This is a genomic window from Aliihoeflea sp. 40Bstr573 (assembly GCF_024105655.1).
GTDB lineage: Bacteria > Pseudomonadota > Alphaproteobacteria > Rhizobiales > Rhizobiaceae > Aliihoeflea.
Genome location: NZ_JAAAMH010000033.1, coordinates 1 through 18600 on the forward strand (window position 1 = coordinate 1; position 18600 = coordinate 18600).

Genomic DNA, 18600 nt, shown 5'->3' on the forward strand with positions numbered 1-18600 from the left:
AGGTTCTCTCGGCTATGCTGGCGGCGGGTAGCTGGCGTCCACATCAGGTCTCTCCGAATAGGCTTCGACACCCAATTCGGAATCACGACCGCGCCAGCTACTCAACCCTTTCGAGACGGGCTCTTAGTGCATGATCGGCTTTCCCGCTATCGCGTGGGCAGATGACGGAGCCGATCCACGTGGTTCCGCCGGCATGACGATTGCCTGCGGTGCAGGCGGTTTGTATCCGAGTGATGAGTGCGGCCGCTCGGTGTTGTAGTAGCGCCGCCACGCCTCGATGATGACCTTCGCCTCGGCGAGGCTGTAGAAGATCTCGCCATTGAGTAGCTCGTCGCGCAGCTTCGAGTTGAAGCTCTCGCAGTAGCCATTTTCCCAAGGGCTGCCCGGTTCGATGAATGCGGTTTTCGCTCCCACTGCCGCGATCCACTCCCGCACGGCCTTGGCGATGAACTCCGGTCCGTTGTCCGATCGAACATGGCCCGGCACACCGCGCAGGATGAACAGGTCCGACAGAACGTCGATGACGGCGGTCGAATTGAGCTTGCGGTCAATGCGGATCGCCAAGCATTCCCGGGTGAACTCATCGATGATGTTGAGCATGCGGAACTTCCTGCCATTGTGCGTCCGGTCCTCGACGAAATCATAGGACCAGACATGGTTGGGATGCTCCGGCCGAAGCCGGACGCACGATCCGTCATTCAGCCAGAGACGGCCTTTCTTCGGTTGCTTGTGGGGAACCTTCAGCCCCTCCCGCCGCCAGATGCGCTCGACACGCTTGGCGTTCACCGTCCAGCCCTTGGACCGCAACATTGCCGTAATCCTGCGATAGCCGTAGCGGCCATAGCGTGAGGCCAGGCGAATGATGTCAGCCGTTAACGCCTCTTCATCCGACCTGCCTTCCGGCTTCTTGCGCTGGGTCGAGCGGTGCTGGCCGAGAACCTTGCAGGCAAAGCGCTCCGAGACAGAGAACTTCGCCATGACATGATCGACGCAGCGGCGGCGACGGGCGGGGCTCAGAAGTTTCCCGCGGCAGCCTCTTTCAGGATCAGCTTCTCCAGCGTCAGGTCCGACACCGCCTTGCGCAGCCGGTCGTTCTCTTTCTCGAGCTCTTTCAGGCGCTTCACTTGGTCGCCCTTCAGGCCACCAAACTCCTTGCGCCACCGATAATACGAGAACTGCGTCACGCCGATAGAGCGAACCGCTTCACCAACCGATCGACCTTGCGACAACAAGACATCGACCTGGCGCAGCTTCGCGACGATCTCTTCAGGCTTGTGCTTCTTCTGGGGCATTCCAACGTCCTCTCTAAAGGCTCAATAGCCTACTTCAGGGAGGACCACTTTTCAGGGGGCAGACCACGACGTGCGACCTTCTGGGGCCTATAAAGCACGCTTTCTGCTCACGCTCCCCGGTGCGGACGAACCGTTGTAACCTTCAATGAAAACACCGACAAGCTCTGCAAATTACAAATCTTTAGACTAATTACCAAATAGTCCTTTCCTCGGAGGTCGGCTTGCCCCGGTTTTCGCATTGTAGTTGATGCGCACTTCAGCGCCATCATCCATATAATATACCACACGGTATTCGCCGTCAGCAAATGAAATATTATCTATCCCGTAGTACCCTGGCCGTTTCTCAACCTGCGCAATTACCGACGAAAGCTTGATGCTGTCGGGTGGGGGCAATTTCGATAGGGGCCCGTCGTCTTGAGCTGAAGCGGCATTAAGCGATACCAGTATCCATCCAGAAACGAGAAGTGAAACAAAAAAACGCATGGGCAATTCCGATCATGAGTTATAAACGTTATAATCGCGCACATAACTTTTCGCCAGCTATTTGCAATGTCGGGTCAATTTTTAGCAGGCCGTTGGATTGCGCTCGGCGGGTCGATAGATTGGTCGAAGGGTAATGACCGGTCAAGAGGCAGGTCTTGGCATCGGGCAGCGGGCGCACCTGCCGCCGCGTAGCGGCGGCGACGGCGGCATCGATCGGACCGGACTTGGCCCGATTGCCAAGCGCGGCGGCGAACGAACGCCCCTAGGCCGGATTGACCACCACGACTGTCGGGCCGGCGGCATGCAGCTGCTCCACCTGCCCCGTCTCCAGCCCGCCCGTTGCCTTGAGCGCTAGCCGCTCGGGCGTCATGCCGTCCAGGCGCGCCTCTCCTTTGCGAGGATACGGGCGACATGTCCTCGATCAGCAACCCGAAACGATGGAGGCCATCGCGGCCCTGAGAATGGACACGCCATAATCACGGTCCTCGGAGCCACGGGCGCCACCGGCGCGCCCCTGGTGGAAGCGCTTCTCGTCAAGGGCGCAAACCTGCGCGCCGTCACCGGCCAGTCTGCGAAGGCCGCGGTGCTGATGGCAAGGACTGCGATACCGCCGTGGCGAATTTCGGCGACCGCGACGCTTTGGAACGCGCCTGCCAAGTAGCGGAGAAGGCCTATCTCGTGACGCCGCCGTCGTCATATTCAGGACATGCGCCGCCGACCCGACCGTCATGCGCCGCTCCAGAACCTTCGACAGAACCTCAATGCGTTGCAGCTCGCGCTCGCTCTTCAAAATCAGTCCCACACCGCCGTCTCCCTCGCTCATCGCGACGAGCAGGGCGACATTCCAACTTTGCAGAAGTGGGACATTTTAGCTTTGCGCCTACACTGGCCAGTCGCGTAATCTGCATTATGGAACTGCGTTGGCGACTGCTGTGTCGTCGCCGGCGTTAGGACGTGAGTGGGCGATCCGACAACCGGAGCGTTCGTTCTGCTAAGGCCAATCCTATAGTGTAGATACAAGCCCACCGCGCCAAGTGACCCGTCGCGGTCAGCGATGCAATCGCAGGCGGACCCGCACGCGATCGTCTTCACCGCCAAATTCGAGCGGCGCTTACGCAGGTATTTGAATAGATTTGAGAGCGCAACCGCAACGTATGGCAGGAATCGTCGAGTTCCCAAAACTCCGGACGCGAAGGGCGCGGATTCGATATTGGTCAAATAAACCAGCCGCAGTGCGCAACCTTGCGTTGGGGTGATTTTGCTTGGACTTGAACAGAACAATCCATCTGTCGACCCTGTCCGTACAATACTGGAAACGGGCGGCAGCGCCGCCCGTTTCCTTGTTGCCTTGACTAGACGTGGGCATCGATCAACCTGTCGGCAAGCTTCAGGACAGACCGCTTCGCGTCCAAGACGCTCGCGTACTCCTCGCGGAAAACACGACCATCAAGCGTGATTTCACCCTCAACCATCCCGTCGAGAATGCGGATCGCGCCGCCGACGCGGAGACCATTGCCTTCCCGCACCGTGACGAACTCCCTGCCGGTCCAGCAAGTTTCATAGCTTGCCTTTGCGGGCGCGGGCGTGGTGTCCACGACGACGTCTTCGATGTGTGCCGTGCTCAGCCGCCTCAGCGCATGGCTGGCCGCCCGCTTTGCCCCAACTTCCGAGGGGTACTCGACGGGTTCACCGACCAACGTCTGGGTTGCAACATTCCAGACGCCCAGCTCGAAGAGACCATTCTTCGTCTTGGCGACCGTTGCTTCGAAATGCGCTACACTGCAAATCGCCTCGCCGTTCTCGTAGTACCATTTGGACATGGGAACCCTCCTTTCGTCCGCTTTTCCCAGCCTGGGTCAGGCCATAACAGGCCTAACTCCCGTTGGTTTAAGCGGTATCGTCCGCAAGGGTGCTCGCAACTTCGGGCGAAACAGGGGTGGATATGTTGGTCCAGCATGACGTTTGTTCCCTCCCCCTGCGAGCTATCGAATATCGTGCATATGGGCACGACGGCGTTGTCGAGGCCGGTTTAGCTCCCGTAACGATCGATTTGCTTAACTGAAAACCTAAAATTTGACGGACTATGTTGATTCAGTATCGCGCCGACGCTTTGCCCGGCTTCGGTGGTCGCATGGTGGGACAGGCGGGGGACATGCGTCAGACAGTGCGCAATTGACAGGGATGCCGGCATGCATTGGCGTCGGCTCCATCAACACATTTGTTAAGCCCGCACATGACGGACGCCACAAATCGAGCCATTTGGCTCCTCACATTGCGGTGGGCGCGGTCTGAGGTTTTCAAGGACATCGATGAGAGGGTCGGCGCGTTCCTGAACCGGCAGCTCGCCGGCGAGTGGCCCTATGTCTGGCTGGACGCCACCTATCTGAAGGTCCGCTAGGGCGGGCGGATCGTATCGGTCGCGGCGATAATCGCCGTCGCCGCCAACACCGAAGAACACAGGGAGATTATCGGCCTGGGTATCGGCCCTTCCGAAGCCGAGACCTTCTGGACCGAGTTCCTGCGTTAATTGAAAGCCCGCGGGCTCGGCGGGGTCCGGGTGGTGATCAGCGATGCCCATACCGGTCTCAAGGCAGCCATCGTCCGGGTCTTCGAGGCGACGTGGCAGAGGGTCCGCGTTCATTGGATCTGGAACGCGCTGGCCCATGCGTCGCGCGGCCAGCACACAGTCGTCGCCGCTGCGATCCGGCAAGCCTTCGACCAGCCCAAGCGCGCCATGCCGCAGAGACCTGACGCAGGGTGGCCGAGCAGCTGCTCTGCCGCTGGCCGAAGCTTGCAGACCTCATGGACACCAGCGAACACGACGTGCTGGCCTACTTGTCCTTCCCCGCCAGCACCGCGCCAAGTTGCACAGCACGAACCCAATCAAGCGTCTGAACATGGAGGTCAAGCGCCGCGCCGACGTCGTCGGGATCTTCCCCAACGAGGCCTCCATCGCGCGCCTGATCGGCGCAGTGCTTGTCGAGCACAACGACGATTGGCAGACCGCCAGCCGCTACATGGATAATCGTCGTGACGGCGAGGACCGGCAACAGGTGATGATGCTCGCCGCTGACGAGCTCATCTGCCGCTTCCTGATCCATGTCCTGCCGCGCGGCTTCCATCGCATCCGGCACTACGGCTTGCTCGCCGGTTCCGCCCGCAAGGCCATCCTCGCGCTCGCCCGCGAACTCTCCTGGATGTCCCCGCGCCGCCCGACCCCGGCGACTCCGACGAACCGCAGGACTTCCGCCCGCCATGCCCCTGCTGCGGGGCGCGCATGATCGTCATCGAGATCTTCGAACGCTGGAGACAGCCACGCGGTCCGCCGCACGGATCGGCAACAAGCCGGGAGAGCGCCCCATGACCCGGCATCGCATGATTCAGCTTCAACCCGCAGGCGCTGCGTCTCCGGCAGCGGACACGCGTGCGCCGATGTTGACTGTCGTCGCCGACGGGAGCGCGGCGAGCAGTGTGCAGGGCCGGCTAAACCGCGCCGAGGCGCAACGAAGCGGCCTGTCCGCATTTAACCCGCGCTTCCGAGCGGCAGTCGCACCATCGGCGACATCGACCGCAGGTTTGAAATCCCCATAGCCATCGAACGTGGCCCGCGCGGTCCTGCATGAGAGGCTTTCGTAAGCCTACCGGCACCTGAAACCCTCCACCATTACGGTCATTCGAGGCTTTCGTCGGCAATGACAAGAGCTGACCTTTCGGGTTCGGACCAGAGACGACCGTCGATCAAATCATGCTGGCTTGACTGTGCGTCCACGAACCCAGTGGCGTTTGGACGAAAGACGCCGGCATGATTGATCCTATTCTCTAGTCCACGGCCGCCGGCAACTATTCTGCCAATTCCCTCATGACCTTGATCAGGTCGGATTTGCCTTCGAACCCGATGCCGGGCAGCTCGGGCATCACGATGTGGCCGTCCTCGACTTCGACCCTATCCGGGAACCCGCCATAGGGCTGAAACAAGTCCGGATAGCTCTCGTTGCCGCCAAGGCCGAGGCCCGCCGCAATGTTGAGAGACATCTGATGACCACCATGAGGAATGCAGCGCGACGGCGACCAACCGAGCTGATCGAGGACATCTAGCGTACGCAAGTACTCCACAAGTCCATAGGAAAGTGCGCAGTCGAACTGAAGCCAGTCCCGGTCTGAACGCATGCCGCCGTAGCGTAGAAGGTTACGTGCATCTTGGTGAGAGAAAAGGTTCTCGCCCGTCGCCATGGGCCCTGGATAGAATTCAGCCATCGCTGACTGAAGCTGGTAGTCCAGCGGATCGCCGATTTCCTCGTACCAGAACAGCGGAAGGCTGCGCAGCATCTTGGCGTAGGCAATCGCTGTCTCCAGATCGAAGCGACCATTGGCGTCAACGGCCAGCTGCGTGTGAATCGGCATGCAATTTTGACCCCTCAGACGGGAGGATCGGCGTCCAATTTTGACCCCCTCATGAAGTCGATCTGCGACCATCCGTTCGTTTTTTGGCGAGCGGGTGGAGAGGGGGATGAAGTCAGTGGATACGATCGCCCGGGTTCGGCGTGCCTTCTATGTTCAGGGGTGGTCTCTCAAGCGGATCTGCCGCGAGTTGCACGTGTCGCGCAACACGGTCCGCAAGATCCTGCGGTCCGATGAGACCTCGTTCTCTTATGAGCGCGAGCGTCAGCCGCAGCCGAAGGTCGGGCCGTGGCAGGTGCAGCTCGACGCTCTGCTGGATAGCAACGATGCGAAGGCAAAGCGCGAGCGCCTGACCCTGATCCGCATCTATGAGGAGCTGCGGGCGCTGGGTTACGAGGGCAGCTACGATGCGATCCGGCGCTATGCCAAGGGTCGAGATAAGGCTCGCGGCGCGGCTATGGCCGAGGCCTACGTGCCGCTGTTCTATCCCCCAGGCGACGCCTACCAGTTCGATTGGAGCCACGAGATCGTGCTGATCAACGGCGTGACGGTGACCGTGAAGGTGGCTCATGTTCGGCTCTGCCACAGCCGGATGATGTTCGTGCGGGCCTATCCGCGCGAGACACAGGAGATGGTGTTCGACGCCCACGACCGAGCCTTCGCCTTCTTCGGCGGTGCCTGCACCCGCGGCATCTACGACAACATGAAGACGGCGGTGGAGACCGTCTTTGTCGGCAAGGAACGGCAATACAATCGCCGGTTCCTGCAGATGTGCAGCCATTATCTGGTCCAGCCCGTCGCCTGCACGCCGGCGTCGGGCTGGGAGAAGGGCCAGGTCGAGAACCAGGTCGGGCTGGTGCGTGAGCGCTTCTTCACCCCGCGGCTGCGCTTCCGAAGCTACGAGGAGTTGAACGGCTGGTTGCTCGACAAGTGCGTCGCCTATGCCAAGGCCCACCGCCATGTCGACCAGCCGGAGCGCACGATCTGGGAAGTGTTCGAGGAGGAGCGCGGCAAGCTGGTCGGCTACCGTGGTCCCTTCGATGGCTTCCACTGCGTTCCCGCCTCGGTGTCGAAGACCTGCACCGTGCGCTTCGACAACAACAAATACTCGGTTCTCTCGACGGCGGTCGGCCGTCCGGTTGAGATCCAGGCCTACGCCGATCGCATCGTCATCCGCCAGGACCGCATCACCGTTGGAGAGCATGCTCGCAGCTTTGGCCGCAACCAGACGGTCTACAATCCATGGCACTACGTTCCGGTATTGGCCCGCAAGCCTGGAGCTCTGCGCAATGGCGCGCCGTTCCAGCATTGGGATCTGCCGCCGGCGATGGAGCGAGTGCGGCGTCGGCTGAAAGCCTCTGATGATGGCGACCGGCAGATGGTGCTGATCCTGACGGCGGTGCTGTCGGACGGGCTTGAGGCAGTCGAAGCCGCCTGCCAACAGGCGCTCGCCGAGAACGTCTGCTCGTCCGCCGTCATCCTCAACATCCTGGCCCGGCATCGCGATCCGGCACCGCCAGTGACCATCCTCACACCCGATGCGCTTCGCCTGCGACATGAGCCGCAGGCGGACTGCGCCCGCTACGATAGCCTCAGGAGAGCAAGCTGATGGAACGCACGCAGGTTCTGGAACTGATGGGGACGCTGAAGCTCTACGGGATGCGCAGCGCCTACGACGAGATCATGACCACCGCCATCAAGCGCCAGCACGAGTCGCCGAGGATCGTGGGCGATCTGCTCTCAGCTGAGATCGCGGAAAAGCAGGCCCGCTCCATCAAATATCAGCTGACCGTCGCCAAGCTGCCGCTGGCAAAGGACATCGACGACTTCGACTTCGCGGACACGCCCGTCAACGAGGCGCTGGTCCGCGATCTGGCCACCGGTGCCTTCGTCGCTGACCAACGCAACGCCGTCCTCATCGGTGGCACCGGAACAGGCAAGTCACATCTGGCAATCGCGATCGCCCGCGCCCTCATCCGCAGCAGCGCGCGTGGCCGCTTCTTCAATGTCGTTGATTTGGTCAACCGGCTCGAGACCGAACATCGCGCCGGAAAGCAGGGACGCATCGCCGATTATCTCACCCGGCTCGACTTCGTCGTGCTCGACGAACTTGGCTACCTTCCCTTCGCCCAGGCCGGGGGCCAACTCCTCTTCCACCTGATCAGCCGGCTCTATGAGCGGACCTCGATCATCGTCACCACCAACCTCGCGTTCGGTGAATGGCCCGCCGTCTTCGGCGACGCCAAAATGACCACCGCACTCCTCGATCGGCTCACACATCACTGCGAGATCATCGAGACCGGCAACGAATCCTGGCGCTTCAAAAACCGCTCTCAAAGCTAAAGCCGAAAAGCCAATCAGCCGCGCCCGACCGGGCTGCGCAACCCCGACCAGCTCCACCCGGTCGGGCGCTACCCGGTGCGCTCTACGAGGGGGTCAAAATTGGACGCCGATCCGGGGTCAACTTTGCGCGCCGATTGACACAAAAGCGCAACCGGGCGATTCTCGTCGGATTCAAGAAAGGGCTGATGCATCGGTTCCGTTGGCCCGAGCCACTCGAGATCGCACCGAAAACGGTCGGTGAAACCCTTGGCGATCTCATGGCGTCGAACAGTTGGCCACATGCCGCGGATTGGGCTGCCAAAGCTACCGGCTACTGCATGACCATCATCGGCGGCAGCGAGAATAAGGCCAGCTTCGACCTGGCGATGGAAAAGGGACGCCGCCATTGGTACGCGCAGGGTATCAATCCGACTGGCTGCGCGGACAACGCGCCAGACGCTAGCTTTGGCCCTATCGAAAGCCGGGGCGAAAGGATGACGCAAAGAGCTATCCGCAACTGACCATTCGAATGGTGGCCCGGCTTCAGGGGTTTCCGGATGACTGGCGTTTCGCGCCTCACGCGAAATGGACGCCCGAAACGGGGTACGACCTACGCGGCGATATTCCACTCGGCAACCCTATGCCCAAACTGCGCCAGATCGCCAATGCGTTCCCACCGCCTCTCGCCCGCGTTCTTGGCATCCGGATAAAACGGGCGCTCACCGGATATGGGGAAAGCATTCCCGATGCTGTCGATCAGCCGTTCCGAAGCACGCTCGGCCCGATGGCGCGCCTGAATCTTTCGGGTCAGTCATGGACCGCGCAGTGCGAGCAGGAAGAGCTGGAGGACAGATACTTCTTTCATAAGCGGTATGGCTGAACCTGGCACCCCTCCCCCGGGATCATTCCGGGGGAGACAGGCTCTGCTATAACCTTATGCCGTGACACTGCGTGATCTTCCATCACGCAGCGAGGGCTGTGGCAACACCTGGGGCGAGTTGATGCGACGGGGGAGCGCTGATCGGACGGCCTTTCCGCTGCACGTGGTGATGTCATCGCTTGTTGCTACCTATCGATAGACGTCGGCGCTCGTGTGACCTGTTCCATACGGACCGGAGAGTTAGTCGACCAACGCCGGCCAAAGACAATTGCCACGCGATTCATGACTGCCGGCGGACCTTGCATCCAAGGCTTGGCCGTTTGAAATCTTGTCATGAGTTTTTGGCGCTCTCGGAGCGGACGGGCAAAGAGCGCCAGTCTATCTTCCGATTGCTCGACCAACCAGTCATCGTGGGAAGAGGATTGACCGGACAAGCGCCGACGTCATGCCTATAGTGGGCCGCTGGAACACGCGGGAACAGAAAATAGGTGCTGCATGCAGATCACGAATTACGCTTCCGGCTTCGTGTCGGAATTGATCCGCGCCGGCAACGAGACGGAACAGCTTGGGACAGCCGAACGTGCGCGCCTCTTGCAGCGGGCAGCCTGCACGATTCGAGACTATCGCGACGACATCAATGCCTCAGATGCGATGGCCTTCGACGGCACACCGGATGACATTGTGTATTGCCTCGAGCACATGGCAGAACGCGTTGACGATTTCGCCGTTCATGAAATCGCAGAGGCTTTGCTCGAGGCTGCCGAGGCCGTCAAGGTGGGGCGCATCCTGGTCGACGCAAAGCAGGAAATGAAGGCGCGCGGCATCGTTACGTGACGTTTGGCCGCTAGGGGCAGCCCGATTCCTTCTTCCATCTGGAAGATTCTTGGGGATGCGGGCGGTGCGCAGCAGCGTCTTCTCACCATAGCCAGCGCCGGTGGCCGCCCCTACAGCGGATCTTTCGTCAATTGCGCGAGCACCCGCAAAAACGAAAATGGCATTCAGCTCTCCTATATGTGCGGCTGGTCGGCCGGCGTCGCCGTCGATCGGTTAAGGTCGGCGGCTAAAGCAGTCACCCTGAGCGACAATCCAAAAGAAAAGGCGGCATCGCTGCCACCTTTTCATCCGCCTGTGCGGCGGCCGACTTGACCACGAACCTGTCCAGAGCCACCTGCGCGGCGGCTAACAGTTCTTACAGCCAGATATTTCAGAGCCGCTTGTGCAGCGGGGTACTGAACGTGCGCGGGTGTATTTCAACGCCCAAGTATCAGCGAAGGTCGTTCGCTTCCACCTCTCAAGGGTGGTCCGGATCAGATCGTTCCGTCAACTCGCAATTGCTCGCCCCATGGATATTTTTCAGATGGATCCCGGACGTCGCTTGAGACTTGCTGTTAGTCGCAGGAAATAGGTGCACGCTTCCCGCGATGCGGACGTGGTGAACCCTCCGAGCATCTTTTATGGCGAGCCAGCTGAGTGTCCGATAGGGAAAAAGAAAAGGCGGCATCGCTGCCCAGCCCTTAACTAGAATGTGGAGCGCAGGGCGATTTGCCGCCTAGCCGAAGGTTCTTACCCCTACCCTTTTCCCGCTCCGACCCAAACCGGCGCATCATGCGTTTAAGTCGCAAGCGACGACATACAGTTTCGAGTGGATGTGGAACGAACTCTGGCTGCCGTCGGCGGCGCTGCGCGTCAGCCAGCGGTTAGAGGTACATGGTTTGGGCCGCGGCGCGCTGGCTACCCATCTGGCGACGCGCGAGGCTGCGCTGGCGCGCTTGAGCAGCTTCAGGGCCTTGCGAGTTTAGTCAAGAGGCGGATGGGGCCTGAGGCGCTGAGCTAGACAATCCCCGCATTCCAAACTATCTTTAGTTTCTAAAGGAGAACCGCCATGGCTGGACGAACGGTTGGAGCACATCTTGACGAGCGGTCTGCGGACCGGCTGGGAAGAATTGCGGAGTCCGAAGGTCGGAATCCTTCGCAGTTGGTGGCCGTGGCCACCCGATTTCTGGTCGATATGTCCCCTGCGGCACGGCGGGCGTTGATCTCTCTCGATGGCAGCAAGCCCGAAGAACGTGAATTTGTCACTCGACTGCTGGGGCGTGCCGCGCTGAAGGCCAGGGAGAAAGTGGTCGCGAGCCGCGTGAATCCCAAGTATAGCCCGGTGACGAATTCCCCGCTCGACACCGAAGATGCGATTGACGCCGAGGCTGTGATGGCCGCCCGCCGATGACAGAGCGAGCAATCCGCATTTGCCTGGACATCAATGTCCTAGTCGCCGACCTTCTAGGGACAATCAAGGAAAGGAAAGGGACGGCATCTCGTTATCTGGTGGATGCTGTTCGCAACGGGGAATGCGATGCCGGCCCGGTTCAATTGATCACCTCGGTCCCCGTCATAGAGAATTGGGCCTCCGTCCTGATCCGGAGGTTCAATTATGACCGGGATTCAGCCGACGAGACCGCATGGCTGCTTCAGGACTACGCACTTGAAGGCCCGCTTGCGCTCCCACCGAGCATCATGGTGGGAGCCGATCATATTCCTTTTGCGTCCGAGGAGGAAGAGTTTGCGGCGGCCCAGGCTCATCTGGATGCGTCCGATGCGAAGCTCTTTGACGAGATCACGGACGACCGCCATGTTCTGCTGAGTGCGATTGGTGGCAAGGCCGACCTGCTGGCTACCAATGATGTCGACGACTTCGAAAGAGGTCCAGCCAAAGCCCTTTCAAATCGCACGGACGTAATCCTGTTTCCAATGGTTGGTTCGTCACTGGCAATCGGAAAGCCCTCCTTTCTCGCTCACTGGTTGCGCCAAGGGATTGTTCCTGATGCTGGCTTCATCGCGAGTCGCCCCGATGAATTCGTCCTCCCTAGCCAGAAGGACGACCACGGGTACAGTTGATCCACCGCAGCAGAGGCGGTCGAAGGTCCTGGAGCGAACTGTCACTAATCAGGGCTATAGCAATCGTTGCCACAGCCAGTGCACGGCGTCGGCGCAGCGGTACAGGCGCTGGCCTGTTCACGCCTTACAAAGGGAAGGTTGGCATCGGCTGACAGCCGCTAACTACAATGTGTGCATCGAACGAAGTCGGCAGGCAGTCCTGTTTTCAGATTCTCCGCCATGCGAAAGGGCCACAATTCCCGGTATCCTGGCGGCTTGGTCACCGAGACTCCACATTCCGGTTAGGGGCTGGGCATCGCTGCCACCTTTTCATCCGCCTGTGCGGCGGCCGATCTGACCAGGAGTTTGTCCAGAGCCGCCTGCGCGGCGGGGAACAATCATCTTTGATCACATATTTCAGAGCCGCTTGTGCAGCGGAGAACTGAACGTGCATGGGAGTAATCCCATCTGTGTATCGGCGATAGTCAATCGCTTCCACCTCTTCAGGATTATCCGGACCAACCGCTCCGTCAACACGAATTGTCCGCCTCTGCGCATTTTCTTGGGCCGTTGTCGAAGGTCTTTCCCAAACCCCTGCACGTGGTCGGTCGACGTTAGCGAGCGCGCCGGCGGACGGTCAGTGTCCGAGAAAGGACGTCCTGTTGCAGCCCCGCGCCGAGCAGCGGGAATAAAGGAAAGGCGGCATCGCTGCCGCCCTTCCGTCCGCCTGTTCGGCGGCAAAACCGACCTAAAGTCGACTCTATTCCGAGCCGCCTGTGCGGCGGCACCCTCTGTCACCAGAGGGATCGTAGGCCCTGCGATTTGGGAAGTCGGCAGAGGAACCACGGCTTCAGCGACCTTGATCGCGTCTACCCTTGAGGATTGTCCGAACTGGTCGCTCCGTCAACATCGATCGTCCCTGCGATGCGTAATTTTTTGGTCTCTTGTCGTAAGTCTTCGACCAGACCCAAAGCGCGTGGGCGGTCGACATGATCAATCGCGCCGGCGTGGATCATGCTTGTCCGGGAAAGGACGTCCTGTTGCAGCACCGCGCCTCCCAGCGGGCAAAAGAAAGGCGGCATCTCTGCCGCCCTTCCAGCCGCCTGTGCGGCGGCACCTCAGTCACCTGAGGAAAACGCGGCCCTGCGATTTTGGGAAGTCGGCAGGGGAACCACGGCATCAGCGACGAAATCGCTTCTACCCTTTGACGATGGTCCGGATCGGGCGCTCCGTCAACACGCTATCTGAACCGAATACAAGCCAGCCGCGGACGGCGCACAGCGCCTCGAACGGCGGGACTCATCATAGCAGTGCTGGCGTTCGCCATCAGTCCGCGAGGCTAGTGGCGCATTCGCGGCGCTGGCACCGTGTATTTGTCGTCATCGTTAGGAATTTCATCGAGAATTTGGCGCAGTTCTTCCCCTGTGACACCGAGCGCCGCCGCGCACTCTTCGGCATCCATATCCGGGTCCGACAATTGTAGGTACGGCAGCGTGAATGCCGCCCGTTCGATGCGGTGCCGGTAGGTCTCGGCCATTCGCTGCTCCATCCGCTTACCAGTGTCGCGCATGCGGGCGGCCCGGACTTCGGAATCCTGGCCGTGGAGACCGACGGCCCGCCCCTGCAGGCGGTCGTTGACGTGCGCCAGGACACTCTCCGTCCGATCCAAAGTCAGGCCTACTGGGACAGTGCCGACAGGGAGGTCAGCATACACGCACAGAGAGATGCCCAGCATGCCCGCGACATCGCATTCGGTGATCGCAGCCAGCCGCGCTAGTCGGTTAATCTGCGATATACAGGCGCGGATGCGGAATGAGTCCTCTTCGGTTTGCTGTTCAGCCGATTTCGGCGCTGATGACGCCGACGTGGCGATCACGGCCGGGACGTCCTTCGGCGCGACGCGTCGGACTTCTTGACCATCCTGGAGCATCCACAGGCTCCCAAAAACCCGGAGTGCCGCGACTGGGTCTTCGGATCCCGCAAGCCGATACTCTCGTCCGGACGCAGTGACGCCGACGCCTGTGACAGGGTCGAATTCCATAAGCGGCGTCGAGGTCCTGTTCAGGCCGAGTTCGTCGATGCCGGCCAGGATCGGTGCCTGCGGGGTACGGACGTCGTCCGGACGCCAGATCTGCAGAAATGCCCATGTGGAAAGTGTGCGCGGCCCCTTCATCAGTGCCTCCAGGCGCTGGTTGGCGCACCGGGAGCCGGCACGCAAGCTTCGAGCTCAGCGAGCGGAACGAGCTCGACCAGGCCTTGGGGGATCAAATGACCCCGACAGTACTGTTTGATCATCGGCCACGTATCAGGATGGGGGTCTAAGCGTCGCTCGTCGCTGACGAGGCGATACACGCGTCCAGAAAGGGTGATAGCCGTTCTCTCAGCAGGGTCATAGGTTTGAATGTCCGTCGTCATGCGCATCCTGTCGGTCTCTACAGGTATCCCGACCAGCGCGAAAAATTTGTTGCCAAAGCGATCGGGACCAACCCGGGCGACGCACCAATTTTCGAGGTGGACCTCGGGCTGCTGCTCGATGGGCGGCGCTTTCGACATACGATGATCTCCACTGCTTCTCCGGACACGACCATGGGCCCCGGCCGAGCATGGATCAAACCGCCGGCGAGATGGGCGCAGCCGCCAATGGAAGAGGTATGAATCCTCGTTAATAAAGCTCGTAAGTGGCCTTTTCACCTACTTACGAGCGTTATTGAGCGCGAAAAACTCAACGAAATCAGCAAACCTCCGGATCAGTCAGCTCTGGAGTTCCAATCAGTCTCGGCCGCCCTCTCCCGCTCCTGCCGCGCTTTCCGCCGACGTTCGAAGAACGCCAGTTCGTCAACCGACAAGTTCGCCATGGCGCGGAGCATCGCCTTCGCCGCGGCGGGGTCCGGCTTCTCCGTCATCAAGCTGCCCACTTCGAATAGCTGCCGTCGGCGACACCGGCACGGACGGGTATCTTCGCCAGGCTGACCGTGACCACATTGCCCGTCGCGGCTTCGACGACGGTCCGGCAGTCGCAGTCGGCTAGGGCATAGACGTCGGTCATGCGGCCGCCTCCGATTTTGCGGCTGATGCGGCGGCCGCACGCGATACGGGCAACGATCTCGAGACGGACTTCGGCGCTGTCGACGCGGCCCCGCTCCTGCATCCAGGAGAGCAACGCGGAGACAATGGGTTCCACCCTAGTTTGGCTGCGAAGGCGCGCCTGGCGGCCGCGATGCCCGTGCTGAGGACGCGCTCCGCGAAGCGCAGGACAGCGTGGGCAGTTACCGCGAGTTCCATGTCATCTCCCTCCCGGAGGCCATCCCTTGCGTACGAGGATGGTCCCGGAACCCGCACGGTGCAAACCCGTCGGCAGAAGGGGTCAGTCGCCGAGGGCCGCGGAGATCGCCCTCGCCGTCGCTTCCGGCAGCAGGTCATCGACGAGAAGTGCGACCTCTTGCTCGAAATCCATTTGCTTCTGATACTCGGTCCGCGCGACGCGGTACGCGACGGCCTCGATCCCGCCCATGCCGTCGTCGGCGAAGAGCGTTGGCACGCCCGACTCCGAGACCATCCAAAAGCCCCCGGACGCTTCGGCCGCGCGCAGATAGCCACGCGGCAGGTTGCCGTGGCGATCAAAGGGAGCGTCTTTAGACCGCATGATGACGTCGGAACGACTGCCGCCCTCCAACATACCGAAGGTGCTCGGCCTGGCAGGGCTAAACAGAGACCGTCATCTCCGGAAACGAGAAATGTCGATGCCGTCGAGCGTGAACGGTGTCGGTCGTCGAGATGTTCGGCCAGCGCCTCGCGCATGCCTTCGACGACGGCCGGCCGGACGGACGCCAAAGCCTAGCGGGCGGCGCGAGGCAGCGTTCTCTTTGCCAGGATGCCGGCGTCTCGGCGAAAGGCGTCGCCGTCGAAGTCCAGGACGAGGCCGGACACGGGGTCAGGCCTCGCGCTGAGCGATCGGATGGCACTCGTAGACGGCCCAAGGCAGTACCGGGTCCATCACGGCCTCGGTGATCGCCTTGAAGTACGACCCCGCGTCGGCGCACTGGTGCGAAGTCTGAAACCCGTCGAGGACGGCCTCGTAGCAGCGATCCGCCCCGTCGCCGCCAGCACCGCACATCATGATGAAAAGGACGTAGCTGAAGGAACTGTACATTGCCGGGGTCTCCGTGGGCCTGTCGCGATCTTCGGAGACGGTGCGGGAGGAAGGCGACGCCCGGCTATCCGAGGTCCAATCAGAACGGCCTGGGATGAACCGGCCGCGGTCCTTGGCGACCACCCTCGATCCAACCCCGGAACGAGACCTTGAACTCGGCCAGGCGGGCGTCGTACGCCTCGGTCTCCGGAGACATGACTTCCATGGCCTTTCCGTACTTCGCAGCTTTGTCCGCCGTTTTCACGCGCTGGGCGAGTTTTGGAGCCGAAACGGTGCGAGGACCGCGGATATCCGTTTTCGCCCGCCCTGGAGCAGTTTCGGCCGTTCGCCGCGCTGTCGCCGGAACGCGTATCTCCGGGACATCCTGCAACGACGGTCGGACAGATGGAGGAGGCGGTGGACAGGGCTTTCGTTTAGCAGCGATAGCTTCGACAGCCTGGGATACGGTGTTCCCGGTGTCCCGCTTCGAAGGTGACACATACGGCTTCGGTCCAATCCTCATTCCATCTTCCTGATCCAGATCTGACATCACTGAGTTGTCGGTTAGGAGAGACCCCTTTTTATCTAGACAGCGATTGTCGCATTCGATTTCGCACGATCGCCAGTGCCGCGAGACGGTACTGCGGTCGAGCACCGCAACCCGGGCGACCTCGACGCGGGTCCAAGGGCCGCCGACGGATCGCACGGAAACCATGGCGGCGATCACCGCCTCGCGCGCGGCGTCTTTCTTCGCGGCTCCGGACGCCCGTCCCGCGACCGCCTGGCGTCCCTTGAGGTCCAATCCCTCGACAAGGTGCGCCAGCTTGTGCCGGTTCGCTCTTGCCTCGGCCTGGTCGGCCTTGACCGGGTTCCAGCTACTCGAGGCGTAGCCAATCACCTTGTCGATCACGTAAGCCGCCTGGTCGTCCGAGACGCGCTCTTCGCAAAGCGCCAGAACATCGTCGAGAGGCATGAGTTCACCCAGGAGGGCGCGAAGCCCTTCCCTGTCGTCGAGCGCGTCGAGGTATTCGGCCGTACCGGCTGCGTGCATCTCGCGCAGAATCTTCCACGCCTGTTTCGATGCGGTGTTGAAGAGCGCGTTCGAAGCGGCCTTCGGCAGTGCCGACTGAATCTTGGCCGCTTCACGTGCCAACCTTTCGCGGCTGAACGTCATGCCTTCCGGCATCGCCTTGGCATAGTCGGTAAGCGAAGGAAAAACGGTGTCGTTGAAGCTCTCCGAACGCCAAAACGGCGATAGCGGGTTCTTCCCGCGTACGAGCGTCACTAAAGCGTCGGGGTCCGAGCCAAGCGGCAGCAACGCATGCACCAACGCGCGATAGACGCCGTTGAACAGCCTTTTCGGCCCTTCCCTGCCCTTGCCGCCATGTTCAGGAGCACGAAAGGCCACGGCGTCGCGCAGGATGAACCACAGGTGCGGACGGACCAGGCTCGCATGATGCAGATCTTCGCGTCTCAGGTCTTGGATGTCCCCCACGACCACGTGCGGCATGCACGGCAACTTCCCGGCATCGACAAGGGCCTGGAGCCGAGCGCGGAGGTCGTCGAAACCGTCGAAATAGCGGTCGAGATCGACGCGGATGAGGCTGACCATCCTCCGGTTTCCTTCGACGTAAGCGTAATCGAGGTTCAGCACCTTCCGGCCCGTACGTGTATAGATGAGGCCCCTTTCCTCGCCCGACCGCAGGTTCTTGCCTTTTCGGCAGCCGCGGACGAAGAGCTTGGCCGCGACGCCCAAACGGTCGCTGCGCAGCCCCTTCTCAACGAACGGCTGTCGGATCCGACCTCCGATTTCCGTCGGCTTCAGAAGTTCAAACCCGACCGACATGCGGCGGCGGACCGCTTCCTTCTCGTCGCGCGCGTTCTCGATCATCCGCCTTTCGGCGTCGAGTTTCTTCTCGATCTCGGCGAGCAGCACGCTGCGGCCGTAGTAGTAGGAAGCGTTGGCCTCTTCGTACATCGCGGCGACCTTGGCGGCGCGGGCCGCACTGCGCTTCGGCGCGGCTTCCTTGGCCTTTTCGCGCCGGCGGCGGGTCCGCGCTTGGGCGAGGTGATAGGCGGTGACCGCCGCCCCCAACTCGGGGTCGGAACAAGAACTGTTCCCAGCGACACGCTAAGGTCGAACGGAGCATGAACGTCATGCGGCGTGGCGTAACCGAGCCGGAAGTCTGAGCGACCGGAAGCCTTCAGGCATCTGATGTTCTGCA

General features: G+C 61.3%; 17 protein-coding genes and 3 pseudogenes. 10 read left to right on the top strand and 10 right to left on the bottom strand.

The window, feature by feature from the left end:
• Nucleotides 1–123: 123 nt before the first annotated feature.
• Nucleotides 124–1292, bottom strand: a protein-coding gene (locus GTK01_RS19895) for an IS3 family transposase (protein WP_252929405.1) whose coding sequence is annotated in 2 segments (ribosomal slippage) — nt 124–1028 and nt 1028–1292 — 1170 coding nt in all. Because the reading frame shifts where the segments join, the coding sequence is not laid out codon by codon here.
• 186 nt (nt 1293–1478) lie between these two features.
• Nucleotides 1479–1775 (bottom strand): hypothetical protein, encoded by a 297-nt coding sequence (locus tag GTK01_RS19900; RefSeq protein ID WP_252929407.1) that lies wholly within the window; start codon nt 1773–1775, stop codon nt 1479–1481.
• Nucleotides 1776–2292: 517 nt separating this feature from the next.
• On the opposite strand from GTK01_RS19900, the gene GTK01_RS19905 reads away from it, so the two are divergent.
• Nucleotides 2293–2436: a hypothetical protein gene (locus GTK01_RS19905; RefSeq protein ID WP_252929441.1), complete on the top strand. Its 144-nt coding sequence runs from the start codon at nt 2293–2295 to the stop codon at nt 2434–2436.
• A gap of 691 nt (nt 2437–3127) precedes the next feature.
• Here the strand turns inward: GTK01_RS19905 and GTK01_RS19910 are convergent.
• Complete coding sequence (locus GTK01_RS19910) at nt 3128–3595, bottom strand: hypothetical protein (protein WP_252929409.1); 468 nt, start codon at nt 3593–3595, stop codon at nt 3128–3130.
• A gap of 467 nt (nt 3596–4062) precedes the next feature.
• Here GTK01_RS19910 and GTK01_RS19915 point away from each other — a divergent pair.
• Nucleotides 4063–4795: pseudogene (locus GTK01_RS19915) on the top strand (IS256 family transposase); the annotation flags it as partial.
• 39 nt (nt 4796–4834) lie between these two features.
• Nucleotides 4835–5056, top strand: coding sequence for a transposase (locus GTK01_RS21145; RefSeq protein WP_371924432.1), 222 nt, complete (start codon nt 4835–4837; stop codon nt 5054–5056).
• Between the two features lie 559 nt (nt 5057–5615).
• Here GTK01_RS21145 and GTK01_RS19925 read toward each other — a convergent pair.
• A pseudogene (locus GTK01_RS19925) lies at nt 5616–6161 on the bottom strand (enolase C-terminal domain-like protein); the annotation flags it as partial.
• 121 nt (nt 6162–6282) lie between these two features.
• Between GTK01_RS19925 and istA the strand changes: the two are divergent.
• From istA to GTK01_RS19960, 7 genes and pseudogenes are all read left to right on the top strand, one after another.
• Nucleotides 6283–7776 (top strand): annotated as a pseudogene (gene istA / locus GTK01_RS19930) (IS21 family transposase); the annotation flags it as partial.
• Between the two features lie 5 nt (nt 7777–7781).
• Nucleotides 7782–8516, top strand: a complete 735-nt coding sequence (istB, locus tag GTK01_RS19935; protein ID WP_252929412.1) for an IS21-like element helper ATPase IstB — start codon at nt 7782–7784, stop codon at nt 8514–8516.
• 134 nt (nt 8517–8650) lie between these two features.
• Entirely contained in the window at nt 8651–9016 is a 366-nt protein-coding gene (locus tag GTK01_RS19940; RefSeq protein WP_252929414.1) for a hypothetical protein, read from the top strand.
• An 8-nt stretch (nt 9017–9024) separates the two neighbouring features.
• Nucleotides 9025–9375 carry a hypothetical protein gene (locus GTK01_RS19945; protein ID WP_252929417.1) on the top strand — a complete coding sequence of 117 codons (351 nt, stop codon included), beginning with the start codon at nt 9025–9027 and terminating at the stop codon, nt 9373–9375.
• A gap of 495 nt (nt 9376–9870) precedes the next feature.
• Nucleotides 9871–10209, top strand: a complete 339-nt coding sequence (locus tag GTK01_RS19950) for a hypothetical protein (protein WP_252929420.1) — start codon at nt 9871–9873, stop codon at nt 10207–10209.
• Nucleotides 10210–11257: 1048 nt separating this feature from the next.
• Entirely contained in the window at nt 11258–11599 is a 342-nt protein-coding gene (locus tag GTK01_RS19955; RefSeq protein WP_252929422.1) for a hypothetical protein, read from the top strand.
• Nucleotides 11596–12267 (top strand): PIN domain-containing protein, encoded by a 672-nt coding sequence (locus tag GTK01_RS19960; protein WP_252929424.1) that lies wholly within the window; start codon nt 11596–11598, stop codon nt 12265–12267. Before GTK01_RS19955 ends, GTK01_RS19960 begins: the two co-directional genes overlap by 4 nt.
• 1318 nt (nt 12268–13585) lie before the next feature.
• Here GTK01_RS19960 and GTK01_RS19965 read toward each other — a convergent pair.
• The 6 genes from GTK01_RS19965 to GTK01_RS19990 all read right to left on the bottom strand — a co-directional run bounded on the left by GTK01_RS19965 (nt 13586) and on the right by GTK01_RS19990 (nt 18470).
• Entirely contained in the window at nt 13586–14419 is an 834-nt protein-coding gene (locus GTK01_RS19965; protein WP_252929427.1) for a hypothetical protein, read from the bottom strand.
• Nucleotides 14419–14799 (bottom strand): hypothetical protein, encoded by a 381-nt coding sequence (locus GTK01_RS19970; protein ID WP_252929429.1) that lies wholly within the window; start codon nt 14797–14799, stop codon nt 14419–14421. Before GTK01_RS19970 ends, GTK01_RS19965 begins: the two co-directional genes overlap by 1 nt.
• 349 nt (nt 14800–15148) lie before the next feature.
• Nucleotides 15149–15427: a hypothetical protein gene (locus GTK01_RS19975; RefSeq protein ID WP_252929431.1), complete on the bottom strand. Its 279-nt coding sequence runs from the start codon at nt 15425–15427 to the stop codon at nt 15149–15151.
• Nucleotides 15428–15610: 183 nt separating this feature from the next.
• Nucleotides 15611–15922 (bottom strand): hypothetical protein, encoded by a 312-nt coding sequence (locus GTK01_RS19980; protein WP_252929434.1) that lies wholly within the window; start codon nt 15920–15922, stop codon nt 15611–15613.
• Nucleotides 15923–16177: 255 nt separating this feature from the next.
• On the bottom strand, nt 16178–16396 hold the full coding sequence (locus GTK01_RS19985) for a hypothetical protein (RefSeq protein WP_252929436.1): 219 nt from the start codon (nt 16394–16396) through the stop codon (nt 16178–16180).
• Between the two features lie 79 nt (nt 16397–16475).
• The gene (locus GTK01_RS19990) at nt 16476–18470 is read right to left on the bottom strand and encodes a hypothetical protein (protein ID WP_252929438.1); all 1995 of its coding nucleotides are present in this window, start codon (nt 18468–18470) and stop codon (nt 16476–16478) included.
• Between the last annotated feature and the right edge of the window lie 130 nt (nt 18471–18600).

Excerpts from the sequence above, each read along its gene's own strand:
- GTK01_RS21145 (WP_371924432.1), top strand. The coding sequence starts at position 4,835 with ATGCTCGCCGCTGACGAGCTCATCTGCCGCTTCCTGATCCATGTCCTG.
- GTK01_RS19980 (WP_252929434.1), bottom strand. The coding sequence starts at position 15,922 with ATGTTGGAGGGCGGCAGTCGTTCCGACGTCATCATGCGGTCTAAAGAC.
- GTK01_RS19970 (WP_252929429.1), bottom strand. The coding sequence starts at position 14,799 with ATGTCGAAAGCGCCGCCCATCGAGCAGCAGCCCGAGGTCCACCTCGAA.
- GTK01_RS19985 (WP_252929436.1), bottom strand. The coding sequence starts at position 16,396 with ATGTACAGTTCCTTCAGCTACGTCCTTTTCATCATGATGTGCGGTGCT.
- GTK01_RS19950 (WP_252929420.1), top strand. The coding sequence starts at position 9,871 with ATGCAGATCACGAATTACGCTTCCGGCTTCGTGTCGGAATTGATCCGC.
- GTK01_RS19945 (WP_252929417.1), top strand. The coding sequence starts at position 9,025 with ATGGTGGCCCGGCTTCAGGGGTTTCCGGATGACTGGCGTTTCGCGCCT.
- GTK01_RS19955 (WP_252929422.1), top strand. The coding sequence starts at position 11,258 with ATGGCTGGACGAACGGTTGGAGCACATCTTGACGAGCGGTCTGCGGAC.
- GTK01_RS19910 (WP_252929409.1), bottom strand. The coding sequence starts at position 3,595 with ATGTCCAAATGGTACTACGAGAACGGCGAGGCGATTTGCAGTGTAGCG.
- GTK01_RS19900 (WP_252929407.1), bottom strand. The coding sequence starts at position 1,775 with ATGCGTTTTTTTGTTTCACTTCTCGTTTCTGGATGGATACTGGTATCG.
- istB (WP_252929412.1), top strand. The coding sequence starts at position 7,782 with ATGGAACGCACGCAGGTTCTGGAACTGATGGGGACGCTGAAGCTCTAC.
- GTK01_RS19965 (WP_252929427.1), bottom strand. The coding sequence starts at position 14,419 with ATGAAGGGGCCGCGCACACTTTCCACATGGGCATTTCTGCAGATCTGG.
- GTK01_RS19960 (WP_252929424.1), top strand. The coding sequence starts at position 11,596 with ATGACAGAGCGAGCAATCCGCATTTGCCTGGACATCAATGTCCTAGTC.